The sequence below is a fragment of the Desulforamulus aeronauticus DSM 10349 genome (assembly GCF_900142375.1).
GTDB lineage: Bacteria > Bacillota > Desulfotomaculia > Desulfotomaculales > Desulfotomaculaceae > Desulfotomaculum > Desulfotomaculum aeronauticum.
In genome coordinates this window covers 34,308-51,758 of sequence record NZ_FRAR01000011.1, presented here as the reverse complement: position 1 = coordinate 51,758, position 17,451 = coordinate 34,308, and the positions used below count along the sequence as shown (strand labels likewise).

The 17,451-nt window shown below is 42.0% G+C and carries 13 protein-coding genes; 4 read left to right on the top strand and 9 right to left on the bottom strand.

The genetic code is table 11. From position 1 onward, the window contains the following. Positions 1-70: 70 nt before the first annotated feature. Entirely contained in the window at positions 71-271 is a 201-nt protein-coding gene (locus BUA78_RS07260; protein ID WP_072912592.1) for a cold-shock protein, read from the bottom strand. Between the two features lie 318 nt (positions 272-589). Here BUA78_RS07260 and BUA78_RS07255 point away from each other — a divergent pair, with 318 nt between their 5' ends. The 4 genes from BUA78_RS07255 (at position 590) to BUA78_RS07240 (ending at position 6,603) form a co-directional block, all read left to right on the top strand. Next, positions 590-1,447 (top strand): hypothetical protein, encoded by an 858-nt coding sequence (locus BUA78_RS07255; RefSeq protein WP_072912589.1) that lies wholly within the window; start codon positions 590-592, stop codon positions 1,445-1,447. Positions 1,448-1,622: 175 nt separating this feature from the next. Continuing rightward, positions 1,623-2,054 carry a carboxymuconolactone decarboxylase family protein gene (locus BUA78_RS07250; RefSeq protein WP_084082341.1) on the top strand — a complete coding sequence of 144 codons (432 nt, stop codon included), beginning with the start codon at positions 1,623-1,625 and terminating at the stop codon, positions 2,052-2,054. 231 nt (positions 2,055-2,285) lie between these two features. After that, positions 2,286-3,809 carry a glycosyl hydrolase family 18 protein gene (locus BUA78_RS07245; RefSeq protein ID WP_072912586.1) on the top strand — a complete coding sequence of 508 codons (1,524 nt, stop codon included), beginning with the start codon at positions 2,286-2,288 and terminating at the stop codon, positions 3,807-3,809. Positions 3,810-4,125: 316 nt separating this feature from the next. After that, positions 4,126-6,603, top strand: coding sequence for a cyclic nucleotide-binding domain-containing protein (locus BUA78_RS07240; protein WP_072912583.1), 2,478 nt, complete (start codon positions 4,126-4,128; stop codon positions 6,601-6,603). Here BUA78_RS07240 and BUA78_RS07235 read toward each other — a convergent pair. The 8 genes from BUA78_RS07235 to BUA78_RS07205 all read right to left on the bottom strand — a co-directional run bounded on the left by BUA78_RS07235 (position 6,600) and on the right by BUA78_RS07205 (position 17,352). Continuing rightward, positions 6,600-7,484 (bottom strand): alpha/beta fold hydrolase, encoded by an 885-nt coding sequence (locus BUA78_RS07235; protein WP_072912580.1) that lies wholly within the window; start codon positions 7,482-7,484, stop codon positions 6,600-6,602. The two genes, BUA78_RS07240 and BUA78_RS07235, sit on opposite strands and share 4 nt — an antisense overlap. Positions 7,485-7,703: 219 nt before the next feature. Next, positions 7,704-9,299: an ABC-F family ATP-binding cassette domain-containing protein gene (locus BUA78_RS07230; protein WP_072912577.1), complete on the bottom strand. Its 1,596-nt coding sequence runs from the start codon at positions 9,297-9,299 to the stop codon at positions 7,704-7,706. Between the two features lie 171 nt (positions 9,300-9,470). After that, positions 9,471-9,635 (bottom strand): hypothetical protein, encoded by a 165-nt coding sequence (locus BUA78_RS20180; RefSeq protein WP_175548987.1) that lies wholly within the window; start codon positions 9,633-9,635, stop codon positions 9,471-9,473. 336 nt (positions 9,636-9,971) lie between these two features. Further along, complete coding sequence (locus BUA78_RS07225) at positions 9,972-10,703, bottom strand: M48 family metallopeptidase (RefSeq protein WP_072912574.1); 732 nt, start codon at positions 10,701-10,703, stop codon at positions 9,972-9,974. 3 nt (positions 10,704-10,706) lie between these two features. Then, positions 10,707-13,811: a type I restriction endonuclease subunit R gene (locus BUA78_RS07220; protein WP_072912571.1), complete on the bottom strand. Its 3,105-nt coding sequence runs from the start codon at positions 13,809-13,811 to the stop codon at positions 10,707-10,709. Continuing rightward, positions 13,757-15,088, bottom strand: a complete 1,332-nt coding sequence (locus BUA78_RS07215; RefSeq protein WP_139257286.1) for a restriction endonuclease subunit S — start codon at positions 15,086-15,088, stop codon at positions 13,757-13,759. Before BUA78_RS07215 ends, BUA78_RS07220 begins: the two co-directional genes overlap by 55 nt. 87 nt (positions 15,089-15,175) lie before the next feature. Continuing rightward, the gene (locus BUA78_RS07210) at positions 15,176-16,759 is read right to left on the bottom strand and encodes a type I restriction-modification system subunit M (protein ID WP_072912565.1); all 1,584 of its coding nucleotides are present in this window, start codon (positions 16,757-16,759) and stop codon (positions 15,176-15,178) included. Beyond that, entirely contained in the window at positions 16,759-17,352 is a 594-nt protein-coding gene (locus BUA78_RS07205; protein ID WP_072912562.1) for a restriction endonuclease subunit S domain-containing protein, read from the bottom strand. The genes BUA78_RS07210 and BUA78_RS07205 overlap by 1 nt, the downstream gene beginning before the upstream one ends. Positions 17,353-17,451: the final 99 nt, after the last annotated feature.

Sequence of the window (17,451 nt, the reverse complement as noted above, 5' to 3'; positions counted from 1 at the left end):
CATATCAGAAAGTTTATATTTTCTGATATGCTAAAAAAGAAAACCGCCGTAGAGGCAGTTTTCTTAAACATTATAACTTCACAACATTCTCTGCTTGGGGCCCCCTGTTTCCTTGGACAACACTAAACTGAACACGCTGCCCCTCATCCAGAGACTTAAACCCTTCACCAGTGATAGCAGAAAAGTGAACAAACACGTCGTTCCCTTCTTCTGTTTCAATGAAGCCATAACCTTTTTCCGCATTAAACCATTTTACTGTACCTGTTTGCAATTGTCAAACCTCCAAAAATCTGGTATTAAGATAGACTTAATTCTTTACTAGTATGGATAAAAATTTTAATCTTTATACACTGACAAGTAATTATTTTTTAGACCCCAGGCTTTTTTCTTTACCTTCATTTCTGCCAAAGCACCATTGCTTTCTCATAATCACCCAACAGTATTTTCCTTGATCTTCATTTTAAGTTATAAATTGGTATAAAAAACTTCTAAATTATCGTAACGTTTTCTAATTATCAGCGTCTTTTTAATAGCGTCTTTTAATAAAGAACTAAAAGGAGGAGCAAATCTGTTAAAAAAACTACTGCTCTTGACTCTTTGTTTCATTCTGGTAGCTTCGCTAGGCTGTACAGCAGCAAATCAGGATGAACCGGAAAAAAATAAAGAGTCAAAGGCCACTACCATTATGCAAGACTTTCAATCCCTTAGCCAACAGGAAGCCACCCTCGAAGAAATAGCCAATTTCATCAACAATAACATCAGCCAGGTAGCCAAGGAAGATGCCTCTACTATGGTTAATGAATTTGAGGAGATGCAAAAAGAGCAATTGGCACAATTCGAGGCTATGTTTAGCCCGGATGCTATGCAAACCAAACTGGCCGAGGAGTACCCCGCCATCGCCAAGCAAGAAGCAGTAAAAGACCCGGAGTTAAAAGCTTTACTGGATAAAACTAACAACAGTGGTTATAAAGTGGAAACTGCTGAGGGATCTTTCTTCCCTATTATTGACTACCAATTCTATGAAAAATTCAGTGCGTATGTAACTACTGATAGTCAGGATTATATTCATATCATGGCTGTGGAATCGAAACAAGTTCCGGCCAAAGATGCAGCACTTGTTATTGGCTGGGATGAAATTCTGCAGCGAGCACAAAATCAAGAAAAATTTCTTATCACCCACAAGAACTCTGTTAAAGCAAATGAGATAAAAAATCTTTACCAGAAATATGTTACTTTCACCCTTTATGGTGCCAATAACACGCCCCTATTTAGCTACGAGACAAATACCCTAAATCCCAAGGCAAAGGAAATATATCTAGCTGCCAGTAAAAATCCTGGCAATAGTGAATATTTAAAAATGCTGAGTCTTTACTTAGAAGTACTGGCAAAAAATAACTTTGTTTTAACGGAAGAAGTTAAACAATACCGGGATCAAATCAGCAAATAATAGGATATTTTTTAGGGGCCGGCTCCCATAAGAGCCGGCCCTTTGTTTACTCAAGAACCTAGATATTTCAGAATTCATCTTTTGTCAGTGAACAAAATCTTTAAAATAGATATAGCTACATCAGAAGGATATTGCCTTACGTTGTATAATATCTCCATCAAAAGAATCTTAGGAGGTGGTTTCTATAAAACAGAACCCTATTATTATCTGTGCGGTATTCTTATTATTACTAATGACTTCACCTGCCTTAGCAGCCCAGCCCAACGTCGAAGTTTCTAAACCACTTACTGTTCCACCGGTGGTTGACCTTGCGATGGTGCTCCATACATTACAAGGAGATAGACCGGAGGTAGCGTCGGCAATCAGCAATGTAAGGAATGTTATTTTACAATCCTCCACCCTAGATCAAAAAACAAATGCACTGGTTGGCCTTGGCATTGCCGTCGCCCTTAAGGATCAGAATGCTGTCTATGGGCATATCAAAGTTGCTAAACAGGCGGGAGCCACCAAGGACGAAGTGGTCAGCACCATTTTGTTGGCGATTCCCTCCTGCGGTGCCCCAGCCGCCCTGGAGGTTTTACCCCTGGCAGAGGACATCTATCGTTAATATTTATCCATCCAAATAACCCAAATTGCCGGTAAAACGGAAAGATTGTAGATCTCTAGGCTATTTTAGCCCCATGATTTGCAATCTTTTTTATGTTCTGACATATCGCCGTTATGCCCTGCTCAAAGATATGGTTTCTCCAGGGTGTTATAAAATTTATAATTTCCAGAAGCAGGAACAAACATTGCTGAAAACAGTCTAATTCTTATAAGTAGAAAGGGAGGATTTGAAATGGATAAAAATGTGAGGAGATACAGTTGCATCGTGCTGACACTGGTTTTGGCTGCTTTTTTAACCATACCCTTGACGGCTTTCGGGAACACGCCAGCGCAGGCACAAACAGCACAGCAGGTAAAACCAAATGGCAACCATGAAAAATATAACGGCTTTCGAGTGGTGGGATATTATTCAGGGGATTTGTTTGACAATCCAGTGGATAACCTACAGCTTCCCGTATACACCCACATCAACTATGGATTTTTAATTCCGCAGGAAGACGGGAGCTTTATTCCTATAGAAAAACCAGATAAGCTGCGGGAGTTGGTGGAAAAGGGCCACGCGGCGGGCGTAAAGATTTTCGTTGCCGTGGGGGGCTATACCTATCAGGGCGTACCAGTGGTTAGCAACTTTGAAAAGATCGGCAACTCCCCTGAACTGCTGGAAAAATTTACGCAGGGGCTGGCGGATTTTGCGGCAGAATATAATATCGACGGTATTGATCTAGACTGGGAATCTCCTAAGCATGAACATGCAGACAGTTACGAGAAGACTGTGTTGCTGCTGAAATCCAAACTGGCAGCCCAAGGCATGGAATTGTCGGCTTCCGTAAACGGTACTCGGGACCCCCAGAACGGCTGGGAAGCCATCGCCGCCATCACAGATAAAGCGGCAGCAGCTCTGGATTTTATTAATCTCATGTGTTACGACTTACAAAGCGATGTGCACCACAGTCCTCTTTTCTTTGGTGATCTGTCCATTGACTACTGGCTGAACCGCGGGCTTGCCGCGGACAAAATCGTGCTGGGAATGCCCCTTTACGCGCGTCCCAGCTGGCTGCAGTATCAGCAGTTGATTGCACTGGACCCGGAGAATGCTTACCGGGACTATGCAGCAACCCAGCCGTTGGATTCCTATTATAACGGGCTGCCTACCCTGCGGGAAAAGACACTGCTGGCCATGAGAAAGGCCGGTGGAGTGATGATCTTCGATATTAACGAAGACACGCAAGACGGGACCAGTGCCATCTCCATGATCGGAGAAACGGTAAGAAAAATAACCGAGCAGGCGGGGCCGAAGCAACGACTTGCGGCAGTTTGTAAGGATGCTATTCTTATCATCATTGACCGACAACCCCTTTGGCTCAGCGCAACGGACGGTCTGGGCACGCCCTTTATCGACGGAGCAGGCAGGACTTTGGTACCTGTAAGAAAGCCCCTCGAGGCTCTCGGCGTACAAGTGGATTACGACACGGCAGCCAAAACAGTTACGGCTGTCAAGGGTGGGACCGTGGTAAAAATAACCATCGGCAAAAGCGATATGACAGTAAACGGACAGCAGGTGCCCATGGATACAAAAGCAGTGGTCACCGGCGGCAGAACCTACATTCCGCTGCGGGCAGTCTTTTCGGGCTTCGGTTATACTGTAAATTGGAGCGACTACGGACGGGTGGCCTATGTTGTTGAAGCCACGGCAGTACCGGAAATGGCTGCAGTAAGTGAGAATTCCTCGGCGCCTACGGTGAAACTGCCGGATTAAAAGATAGCTGCTGTACGGCAAAATAATAACTTTTAAGGGGATGTACTGAAACTTCCGTTGCAGTACATCCCCTTTCAGATGAGAACCCCCCCGTCAGCAGGTGACTGGCTATTCCATCAGCGAAAACTCAACCTTAGTTAGCCCTTCGTGTAAATTAGCGTACGCCAAAGTTGCCTTCTATATATTGCTTTGGATCTAACTCACTTTTTAAGGATATCTAGCAAAGAATTACCTAGATAATGCTACATCAATTTTAGAATTAGTGTAAAATAAAGTAATTTATCTACACTAGCTTCTAGATAAAGGAGGTGAGTTAATGGTAGCCATACAGCCCTGTACAGAGGATAAAGTCTTTACCCTTTTACAAAGTCACCCCTTGTTTAAGCAAGTCCAGCAAGATTCTCTTCAGGAGATTATCCAACTGGGAACCATGAGAACCTTTCGGCCTAATGAGGCAGTCGTCAGTCAAGGGGAGGTCATCAACAATTTTTTTATCGTCTGCACAGGCGAACTGGAGCTTACCACAGAGCTCGCTATTGATGAAAGGGTTTCCCTAGAACTTTTATCAGCTGGCAATTACTACGGAGAAACCTGTCTATTAACCGGGGAACCATCCTTGATTACCATTACTGTTCTTAAAAAGAGTCAACTACTGATGTTTGATAAAAACCACTTCCTGCAGTTAATCACGCTAACTCCCCTGCTTACTAACAAGGTAATAGCTGCTCTTTCTTCAGAGATAAAAAGAGTAAATCATGAAATGATTCAGGGAAAAAATAAAGAACTTGCCCTTGCCAAATTTATCACCGAGTCAAAATACTCCCTAAAAAAATTAGTGGGGAAAAGTACGTTTATTAAATCATTACGCCACAAAATTGATGAAAGGGCCCGTGACCCGGAGCCGTTGTTTATTGCAGGGGAGGAAGGAACCGGTAAAATATTAGTGGCCAACCTAATCCACAGGCAAGGCTCAAGAAAACACCGGCCCTTTATTGTAGTAGAGTGTGAGGAAATGGTGGAAGATGATACGGCGGAAAAAATATTTGGTAGCACCTCCCCAGAGGATGGAACCGCAAAGTTTAGCTTTTGGGAATTAGCCCGGGGCGGCACCCTCATGCTAAATGATGTTGAGCTACTTACGGATAATGCATTTCTCAGGTTAATTGAATTTTTAAATACTTCCAGGGAAGTTCGTATTATACTGGCCTCTACCTTAAAAAACCCCCAAGAATACATTGTTCAAAGATTTTCCGGGGTTGATTGTCGGGCCCTGTTCATCAATGCCCTTTATCTGGCACCCTTAAGAAATCGCAAACGAGATATACCCGATCTTATCGCTTATTTTCTAGAATCGAAGCAAAAGAAATACGGCAGAAAAAAGAAGGCTTTTCTAGCAAACGATGCCTTTGAAAAACTGTTATCCCATGACTATAGACAGGGAAATATTAAAGAATTAGAAGTAATTATTGATCGGGCCCTAGCCCTTTCAGATCAAAATAGAATTGATTCCGAGGCGATTATTCTCGGTGAAATTAATAAGAATCTCCCCGGTTATGATCTTTTCAGATGGCAGCCCATCAAAAAGCTGATCTATTCAGGAACATGGCCGGCAAGTGTACAGTTCCTGGTAACCTGTTTATTTCTCTTGATTATGGCGGGATGTTTCTGGGCCCCTGAGGATATTGCACAGAATCTAAATACCCTAGTTTGGAGTTGCTTTGGACCAGTCATTATTTTAACCTCAATTTTCCTGGGGAGGATTTCCTGCTCCATTTGTCCCTTTTCTTTTTTGGCAACCCTAAGTCAAAAACTGTTTTGCCTAAATAAAACAGCCCCTTTTATTAGTAGATACTATTTTGTTATCATAATCTTTTTATATAGTATCATTTTTTGGTTTGAAGAAACTTTTGCCCTGCGTACCTCCCCCTTCCTTACGGGGATATTATTTTTGTCTATCACCAGTGTAGCTGTTTTGACAGCAGTTCTTTTTAAAGGTGAGGTCTGGTGTAAATATATGTGCCCCCTGGGGGCGGTGATTTCCGTTTGCTCCACCTTGTCACCGATTGAACTCCGGGCCAACACGGAGGTATGTCAAAATAAATGTCAGACCTATAACTGTTACAAAGGAGGGCGTCTAGCTGGCTGCCCTTTGACACAACATGTAATGTACATTGACAATAGTATTAACTGTAAGCTTTGCTTCAATTGTTTTCTAAACTGCCCCCATAACTCCGTGAAATTAAGCCTGCGTCCGCCAGCCAGAGAAATATGGACCTTTACCAACGTTCACTGGGGCATGGCCCCGGTAGTCGCCGCCTTTGGTTTTATGCTGATTCCATTTAACACCCTGAACATCATTCAGAAGCATTTCCCGGCCAATTGGCACCTCGTATTTAATCTTAGTTATTGGTTGGTTTTCATGATAATTGTTTCTGTCAGCCTAGGTTTGCAGGCCAAGTTACCACCAACAAAAAAATTGGTTCCCTACGTACGCCTGCTTTTTAGTTTCGTTCCATTAATTTCTGGAGGACACCTAGCGTATCAATTAAATCACAATACCAGCCTACATTTATACCAACTAACGAAGGTTACTAGCATCGGCCAGAGCATTTTTATTACCGATCTCTCGGGCCTATTACAGCTATTGGTTTTGACCTCTGGTTTGTTGTTTAGCCTTATCTGCCTTGCCAAGGTATACAAATATAGTAAAATCAGGGTGCCCAGAGGACTTGTTTACCTGACGGCTGCTGTTTTTTATGGTGTAATGATAACTCTTTTATTTTGTTCAATCTAAGTATTTAAGAACTCTCTGATTTTATCAACAATTTCTTCTGGTTGTTCCTCGGTGAGAAAGTGACCTGCCTTGGCTAGCAATAAAGATTTTTTGTGATTTGGTAAGATGCGTTCGGTGTTGCGAATCAGGTGAGCAGGAGAAGAGGGATCTTGAAGGCCCCAGATAATTTGGGTCGGCACTTGCCAACCGCTTAGCTTCTTGCCAGTTTCTAAAATTAGCTGATAAACTGGGTCAGATTTTAGAATCGGAATTTGTCTAACCGTCATAAGCTGTGCATAGCGGTCGCTCCAGGTCCTATAAGGGTAGTAATAACCTTGGCGAACTACACGCTTAAAATGACGCCTATTACCAAAAGCCAGGGGCATAACCACTCTCTGCAGCAAATTTAACCCCTGTACCATTATTTCTCCAACCAAAGGCAGCCGTAATGGCCATAAAACAAGGTAAGACCAGGGGGGAAGGTAGCGGGGAGTGCCCAAAACTTCCGGGACACAACTAACGGTATTCATAATAACGAGTCTTTTCACTACATCTTTGTGCTCTGCAGCCCAGGCAAGTCCTACTATACCCCCAATATCATGTACACATAAAGTAATGTTGCGCAAGTCCAATTGCTCTATAAATAGGGCTAATCTTGTTACTTGCTTGGGCAGGCTGTAGTCGGCATGAGTTGGTTTTTCAGAAAGACCGAACCCCAAAAAATCAAGGGCAATACACCGATGTTGCTGGCATAATTGGCCTATTACATTACGATACATATAGCACCAGGTCGGATTTCCGTGCAAAAACAGCAACGGCTCCCCGGCACCTTCATCAAGATAATGTAGCTGATAGCCCTCTACTTCAATGTATCTCCCTGGGTAATCAAAATTACTCGGCATGCTGATTACCTCCTACTCAAGATCACTGAACTGCAGTCATTATATCATATCTGATTTTTCTACTATAGGGTAAATACAGCTACTAATCTCAGGACTTCCCCTATTTTGATACAGCACGGTAGCCCGTAGGTAGTTCATTCGGACGAACGAAGTTCGCCCCTACTACAAAACAAGGGGAGTGGAGCAAAAAATAATTTTGCTCCACTCCCGTTCTATCCTCTACCGAGTTTCTTTCTGCTTCATTTCCAAGTATTCATCGTAGGTCATTTGTCGATCCACCAGCCCATTGGGTGTTATCTCAATAATCCGTGTGGCAATGGTCTGGACAAATTGATGATCCTGAGATACAAACAACAGGGTTCCGTCAAATTTTATCAGTCCGTTGTTGAGCGCGGTAATGGATTCCAAATCCAGGTGGTTGGTCGGTTCATCTAAGACCAAAACATTAGCACCGTTGAGCATCGTCCTGGCTAGCATACATCTTACCTTTTCTCCCCCGGAGAGTACCTGCGCACTTTTTTGTGTTTCTTCCCCGGAAAAAAGCATTCTGCCAAGAAAACCCCTAACAAAGCTTTCTTCCTGGTCCTTGGAGTATTGCCGTAACCAATCCACTAGATTTAAGTCTACATTAAAATAGTCTGAGTTATCCTTGGGGAAATAGGCTTGGGTGGTGGAAACACCCCATTTATAGGTACCACTATCTGCTGCCAACTCTCCCATTAGTATCTTAAACAACGTGGTTTTCGCTATACCATCGGGACCCACAAAGGCAATTTTATCCCCTTTGTTAACAGTAAAACTTACATCTTGTAAAATTTGCTCCCCATCTATGTTGATATTCAGATCTTCTACGTTTAGCAGTTGATCCCCCGCTTCCCGTTCCGGTTTAAAATCGATATACGGATATTTACGGGAAGAGGGCTTGATATCGTCCAGCGTAAGTTTTTCCAGTTGCTTTTTCCGGGAGGTAGCTTGTTTTGCCTTGGATGCGTTGGAACTAAATCTTTCAATAAACCTCTGCAGATCCTTAATTTTCTCTTCCTTTTTCTTGTTAGCGTCTTTGGCCAGCTGTAACGCCAACTGACTGGATTCGAACCAAAAGTCGTAGTTACCCACATACAATTTAATATTACCAAAGTCTATATCCGCAATATGGGTACACACTTTATTTAAAAAATGTCGATCGTGGGAAACCACAATCACAGTATTATCAAAATTATAAAGGAAATCTTCTAGCCAATTAATGGCTTCTAAGTCCAGGTGGTTGGTCGGTTCGTCTAACAATAAGATGTCGGGATTGCCAAATAAAGCCCTGGCCAATAGAACCTTTACCTTTTCCAAGCCACCCAGCTCTTTCATTTTCTTATTGTGCAGAGCTCCATTAATCCCCAGTCCGTTTAATAGACGGGCTGCCTCAATCTCGGCGTCCCAACCGTTCAATTCCGCAAATTCGCACTCCAATTCAGAAGCCCTAATGCCATCCGCCTCAGAAAAATCCGCCTTAGCGTAAAGTTCGTCTTTTTCCTCCATAATGGCATAAAGCCTGGCATGCCCCATAATAACAACTTTAAGCACTTCAAACTCATCAAATTCAAAGTGGTCTTGCTTTAAGACCGCAATCCGTTCACCTGGGGTTACCATAACTTCACCAGCACTGGGTTCAATTTCCCCGTTGAGAATTTTTAAAAAGGTAGATTTACCTGCTCCATTAGCCCCGATTAAACCATAACAATTTCCCGGAGTGAATTTTATATTTACATCCTCAAATAGGGCCCTTTTACCAAAGCGTAGAGTTAGACGATTCGTACTAAGCATTCTTTACCTACCATCTTTCATTTATATTCTTGACTCACAAAGCCATATTATATCATAGATATTACCCCTTGACAAAACAAGACTCGGTTACTAAAAGAAACCGTGCGGCAGGGAGAGTGCCCGCTACACGGTTTGCTAACGCTACATTAAGTAGCTTCATGATAAATCACGTTATATTTTGTCCATCAGTTTTCTTAACTCTTTCGCTTCAGAAAGAATCTGCAAAGCTAGTTCCCATATCTCTTTATTATCTGTTTTCTTTGTAATCAGCCTTGCATAACCCATAATTCTACCATTGGTGTCTTCTAACTGTCTCAAGAGCGTAGTTTTGTCCATGAATTCACCTCCCCCTTAACAAAAATGTAGTCTTGGCGTAAAGTTATGACCTATTTTTAGTAACCACCCCCCTTAATCAATCATGCCAGGGAAGTTCTACAGAAAAATGTAGTATATTATCATTTTTTGTAAAATAACATGATAAAACCCACAACACAGGGGAGATCCTCTTTTACAAATCCTGGTCATAACCACAACTATTTTCCCATACCACTAAACGTCTCTAAATTAGTAACGGGCTTTTACCTGGTAGGTAAAAGCCCGTTACATTTCCAATATTATTTTTCATACAATTATTAAAACCCTCACCTTAAACCGTGAGCATATCAACTTTCATCAATACTCCAGGCCTTTCACAATCTCGTAATCCAGAATTCTTTTACGTTCCTGCCAATCCGGCATATGCACTGTCAAAAATTCGTAGAAATCCTGATTGTGTTTAGGGAAAAGAAAGTGCGTTAGTTCATGTAAAACAACATAATCGATACAGAACGGTGGTGCCTTGTATAAATAATAATTTAGATTTATTTTACTGTGCCTACCAGAGCAGCTACCCCAGAGGGTTTTCATTTTTCTAACCTGGAGAGTCGGTTTATCAATACCATGTTTAGCAATAATCGGGTAAAGCCTATCAACAGTCGCCTGAAAATATCGTTTACACTGTTTTTGACACCAACGCTCAAACTGTTTTTGTAGTGCTTGCTTATCTCCAATGGCCGGAGATTGTATCCAAACAGTCTCTTCTTTTTGTTCTATTTTATAAAATTGGGCTTGTTTGACAATGATTCTAATTTGTCTGCCCAAAATCCAGGTAGATACTCCGCTGTCAATTCTTGGTGCTAATTCACTGGCCTCGGTACTTTTAAAGTCATACAAGGACTTTTCAACCCACTTTGTTTTGCTGATGAGATAACGATCAATCCATTCATCCGATACTCCTAACGGTACCGATAGTTTAATAACGCGGTTGGGAAATACTCTAAGTCGTACTTTTTTTACTTTTTTACGTTCAATGGCAACTTCAACAACACCCCAAGGTTTTGTTAAAGATAGTTTTTTTATATCCATAGCTTAATATCTGCTTACAGCAGTTTTCATCAGCCCTTCCAAGATCAAATCAATTTTCTCAACGGGCATTTTTATTTGATATTCTTCGCAAAAATCCCAAATCAGGTCGTCGAGAGCTTGTTCCATATCATTGTGCACCGCAACATTATAGCGCCATTCTACCTTAGCCCGACTGGCAATAACCATTTTAACCGCTATGGCCAATTGAGCGATCGCCTCATCCATTGCCGAGGGCACCTCTTTAATCACTTCGGCAACAATCCCTTGAATCGTCCCATAAAAAGCTTTTGCATCACTGTCATGGTCTATACAGGCAGGATAGTGAAGCCCGGAGTAACCTTGTTTGAAATCATCCGCCAATCTCTCCATTTTAAAGAGATAAGCGTCATCGTTCCTTGATTCCTTGTATTCTGACAGGGTTTCTCTAACCTGCTCGGAGAACTTCTTAAATAATAACGGGTCGTCATAGCGATAGGTTTCTAGCTCTCCGGCCATGCGAGTTCGAATGGCATCCCCTTTGGCGGCCTTGCTGGTCAGTCTTTCAAGCTGTTCTTTCATTCCTTCGGTATCGTGGATAGACACCGGTTCAACAATAATTTGGCTTGGTTCAGAGAGTACAAAGTTATTCAGTAAACTCCGAATACCATCTTCATATTTATTAAAATCCACTTTTTCATTATACCGGAGCAGTACTGCCCCGCGAAGTTTTTGAAAACACAGTAAATCTTGCTTGTATTTCTCAATTTGGTCATAGCCAATAGCACTATATAAAGCGTAGCTTGCCATTGCCAAATCCAATAAGCGCGAATAGATAGACAGCCTTTCATAAAACATCTTTCTTAAATCGTCCTCCGCCAAGGCCTCTTGCCAACCCTCGGAACTGTTGCAAGTTACCTCTTTTGTGGCAAATACTTCCCATAACTGCCGATGGGCCTGTTCCAGTTTAACCTTTTGATCGTCAGCTCCCAGAATAGCATTTTTTATATCGCTCTGCTCATATCCACACATACCGGATTTCTCATCTGAATACATATCCATAGCCGAGTTAAGCTTGCTAAAAATTCCCCAGTAATCCACAATTAACCCGAAATCTTTACCAGGATACACTCGATTGACTCGGGCAACCGCCTGTAACAGAGAATGTTCCCGCATGGGTTTATCTACATACAGCACAGCAGCCAACGGCGCATCAAAGCCGGTTAGCAGCATGTCTTTAACAATCAAAATATCTACGTCTTGGCCACCAATAAAGCTATTTTTGGCCCAATCCTGATATTCCTCAAAATTATTGCCAAAGAGAGGCTCCACCTCTTCCTTGAAAAATGCTTTGATCTGTTCTTTATTTTCGCGGGTGAGTTCATCTCCTTCTTTAATATGCTCCGGTGATATTACCACCGCTGTTTTAACTCCACCCAGTTTTTTTATAGCTTTATGTAGGTCAATAGCTGCCGGTCTGGATGATGCTGCGACCATCGCCTTAAAACCCTTTGGCTTGGCATAACTGATAAAGTGCTCGTGAATATCAAAGGCCACCATATCTAGGCGCTCTCGAGTCTGGGCCAAGGGCAAAAAACGGCTCCATTTACGCTTCATATCTTCTTGCTGCTCATGATTTAACGGGGCGATAATGTATTTAAAATACTCATCGATCTTTTCGCTGGGTACATTTTGTGGAATAACCCTGCCCTCATAGACAAGGGGGGCAATGACACCATCTTCTACAGCTCTCTCAATTGGGTAACTGTCAATCAGTGGTCCAAATTGGGCATAGGTATTGAACTTGTCTTTCTTCAGTAGTGGTGTTCCGGTAAGACCAATTTTTATCGCCTGGGGCAGTACATCAATCATAAAATTATGGAGTTGTCCCGAGTGGGTGCGATGACTTTCGTCCACCAGTAAAAAAATATCATCGTCTTTAATCTTAACCCTGTTTTTGGCTGCTGCGTCAAATTTATGTACCAGGGTTGTAATGATCGTCTCACCTTTATCATTTAAGAGGCTAATTAGACCTTTGCCGGTTTTGGCTCTGGCTGGGCTAAGCTGCGTTTTGGTAAAATTATCTCGCAGTTGTTTGTCCAGATTAATGCGATCATTAACAAGCACAAAACGGGGATTTTTAATATCGGGATCAGCCAGGATTTTTTTGACTAGCATAACCATAGTAAGAGACTTCCCACTACCTTGGGTGTGCCAAATCACACCACTTCTGGTACCCTTACTATCTTTACCTTTGATGCGTTTCATGGTTTCCTGGATGCCAAAAAACTGATGGTAACGGACAATTTTCTTAACATTGTTATCGTAGAGGATAAAATAGCGAATCAATTCCAATAGCCGTTCTTTGGAGAGCAAAGATACCATCACTTTATCCAATTCCAAAATTTGCCCGTCTGGACTAACATTACTGCACTTTTCCTGTTGCCATTGATAATCTTTTTCCCGCCATGTCGTAAAATACTCGGCAAGTGTACCGCAGGTACCGTATTTAACGGTGTGGGAGTTCATGGCCATAACAATTTGAGCGTATTTAAAAAGATGGGGGATATAGTCTGGTTGCCAATTGCGTATATTTTGGGCAATGCCTTCCTCTATATCCTTGCTGGATTTTTTACACTCAATGACCACCAGCGGGATGCCATTAATGAGCAACACAATATCCGGTCGCGCGTACTTGCCGTTCGGGCGTTCTACCGAAAATTCATCTGTTACCTGCCAAATATTATTTTCCGGGTGTTCCCAGTCTATATATTTTAAGTCGAAGGACTGATGACCACCATCAAATAATTCCTCTTCATAGCTGTTGCCCGCCAGGAGCATATTATAGATCGCTTTGCTAGCGGACATCAAACCAGAAACAAGGGGGACATCTATATCATTAATCGCCTTACCCACCGAACGATCAGAAAAGGGTGTTTGCTTACCTCGATATACAAAGGATTGGCGATGCAAAAACTCACGCAAAACCTCTGGAAATAACACCGTAGAAAGCCTTCCCCGTAAGAGTTCCGCCTGGGAACGGGGTATGTATTGGTAGCCTAATCCCTCTAATACTTTTATCGCTCTGTTCTGACTCTCCGGGCGTTCGTTGCATATAATATGGTTGGGCACTGGAACACCTCCTGAACATTCACTCTCACGATACCTGTCAGTAGGAGTTGCATCAGAGCTTCCTTTTGTCGTTGGATTTGTACAAATTTATTCTCTAAAAGTTCAATTTCACGATCTGCAACTGATAAAATTTCAGCAATGGCAATTTGCTCAGGGAGGGTGGGAAGATGAATTATCACTTTAAGCAGGGTTTGCAAATCGATTCCTTTCACTGTAGAGCCATTCCCGAGCCTTTCTAAATTGCGGCCCGATTCAATAAAACAATAATATAAGAACTCTGGGAAGACTAGCTGATCATCAAGTATGAGTCCTTTCATATCCTGATTAATTGCCATATCAACCATATTAATAAAGCCTCGTCCTAAACCCATCCTGGTTGAAACGATTAGATTCCCTTTTGGTATGATTTTTGAAGCACTTTTCCGAACGGCTTCTTCACTAATATGTTCTAGAGAGTCGTATTTTTTCTTTGCTCCGTCCAAGTCTTTCACGGTAACCCAGGGAATATTTCCCTGGTAATAATGACTACTATTTCTCGACGGTGTTCCGCCGCCAAAAACTTTTTTGCAAACCTCCCCCAGCCTTACCTTTCGCCACTTATCACGGAAGCCGGGAATACGCTTTTCACCTGTAAGCAATTTCTGCAGCAGATATTTTTTCTGCCGTCTTTTCTCCTCTATCAGGCGTTCTCTTAATTCAATACCCTTATCCCAGGTTAAAAGAATTTCGGCAATCTTTTCGCATTCATTGATAGAAGGCAACGGTAATTCAAAATCCAGGAACTGCGAAAAATGGACTCGCTGTTTTTCAATAAGACTGCCGGTTGCCATTCTATTATAAAAGTTGATTAGTCTATTACTTTTAAGAAAAAACTCCATAAAAGCAATGTGTTTATCTTTACAGGAAAATACATCATAATACCCGGAAACGGAAATCGGAGACTCTGCTTTATATCTGGCTACAGCACCAAATCGCAGGTTCATCGGATTATACACAAATTGATCTTCCCTAACAACTTTATAGGTATCTTCCGTTTTTTGTATTAAATACTCTCTTTCATATCTTTCGCTTTTGGGAATAACGCCTTTTTCTATCGTCAGACTATGCAAAGGGTACATTTTTGTATCATCTGTAAACTCAATCGTCGGGCTAAATAAGTTTGCAAACTTATCTTGATTCCACTCTTTTGGCACAATCCCAATTTGAGTCTTTTTATATCCCTCGGGCACAATGCCCCTCCGTATTTGCTCAATGCGTTGCTTTATTTCATGCTTCAATGGTTTCACCTACATTTACTTAGAAAGTTTCTGCATTAACTTCTTTTTTAAGCTATCCTATCTTTGCGTATGGGGACCAATAGCAAGTTATAATCCCAACTCCTTAAGATACTTAGCCATTTGTGCTTCAACCTCGGCAAGTTCTTGTTGGATATTGGCGATATTGGTTTTTACCTCTGTAATATCCACCAATGCTTCTTCTTCAAAAGAATCAACATAACGGGGGATGTTTAGGTTATACCCGTTGTCTTTTATCTCCTCAACCGTTGCCACGTGGGCAAATTTGTCAATATCTGCCCTGTTTTTATAAGCACTTACAATATCCTCAATATGCTTTGGCTCCAGACGGTTTTGGTTTTTATCCTTTTTATAACGTAAATTGCCGTTTTCGTCCTTGCCGGAAGCATCAATGAAAAGTATATCATTGCGATTGCGATTTTTCTTAAATACCAAAATGCAGGCAGGAATACCCGTTCCGTAAAACAAGTTGGCCGGCAACCCAATAACCGCGTCCAGCAGGTTCTTTTCGATAACAGATTGTCTTATCCTGCCTTCGGAGGCCCCTCTAAATAAAACACCATGGGGAACAACGGCTGCAATTCTACCGCCGCTTTTGATACTGGCTATCATGTGCAACAAAAATGCCCAATCCCCTTTACTGGCAGGGGGTACGCCCGAATCAAAGCGGTGAAATCGATCCAGTGAAGCTTCCATTTTGAATTCTTTGCCTTTGCCGGTCATATCACCACCGGTATTAAAACCGGCAGCCCATTTATCCTGAGAAAAAGGCATATTGGCCACAATGACATCAAATTGCATCAGGTTGCCATCGGCATCTAAGTGCATGGGGTTAGCTAGCGTATCACCCCAGGCAATTTTGGCATCTAAAATATTCTGGATAAACATATTCATCCTGGCCATAGACCAAGAAGAACCATTCATTTCTTGACCATATAAGGCAAGATTTTTGATCAAGCCATTTTCTTTATTAATAGCTGTTTTTCCAGTTCTAATCAGTAAGGATCCAGAGCCGCAAGTGGGATCATAAATGGTGTCACTTATTTTAGGATCAACAATACGTGCCATCAGCTCCGAAACTTCGGAAGGTGTAAAGAAGGCACCTGCTTTTTTGCCAGCCTGGCTGGCAAACTCACCAATCATATATTCATAGGCATCTCCTATCGTATCGGCAGCCACTTTGCCTTCCTCCGGCTCGATGGAAGAAGGACGCAAATCCAGCGGCTCAAAGTCTTCCAGCAGTTCCCGTAAGCGACTATTTCTTTGTTTGTGGTTGCCTAACATCCCTTCGCTGTTAAAATCGACACTCCGAAAAACTCCAGCTAACTGGGAAGGGTTGGCATCTTCAATGCCACGTAAAGCGACATTGATCAGTTCACCCAAATTCTCCTTATACCTGTTTTCATAAAGCCAACAAAACATATGTTCCTCATTGATAACAAAAGGAAGTCTCTTAATCGCCCTTTGCAACCGCACAGGATCATTATATTTTTTTCTCAACTCTTCAACATTTTCAGAATACGTATCACTCAGGTATTTCACAAAAAGTACTGACAAAACATAATCCTTATAGTTGGCTGCATCAATTGTGCCTCTGAATGTATTGGCACCTCTCCAAAGAGCGGCCTCAATGTCTTTCCTGGTAGTCGCCATCATTCTTCCTCCCTAGTGCCTGCTGCTATACTACTTATTACTGCGGTCAACAGCCTTTGATCTTCTGCAATCAAACCACTCAGCAGCCGTTTTCTTCTTTTGGCTAACAGCCACATTTGACCGATTGCCTGTTGTTTCTTATACTCTATCACAGGTATATCTAATGCCGCTAATGCTTTTATGGAGATAGACTTAATTGCCGCAACCGAACCCACAATGTTACCATTTAGCCAAGCAATACCTTGGTTTTCTAACAGGCACGCAATATAGGCCGGGTAATAGCCTTGCAAGACACGAATAACAAACAGATTACTTGAAAAGGTTGTATTCAATAAATCCCCCTTTATTAGCGTGGCAGTATCCGGATTCAGACGCTTCAGTAAGATATCATTTTGCCGAAGGAAGTAGCTTTCATCAATGGGAGTTTGCCTTTGTATTTCTATCGTGTTTTGTATATCATTTAAAGCTCCGATATGGTTGGGTTGTATTAAGTTATAGGTTATCGTACCGGTGTTGTTTACCGGCTCGTGTTGCTTATCAGGCACCCCATTTAATATACCAGCTATCTCGCCTAGTTTTACTTTTCTTGACATAGCCAGTTTTCACTCCCTTCAATTGCGTCCTAAATGCATAGATGCCAAAACCACTATCATGCTGGAAAGTGGTTTTGGCATTTAAACAAATTATCCAAT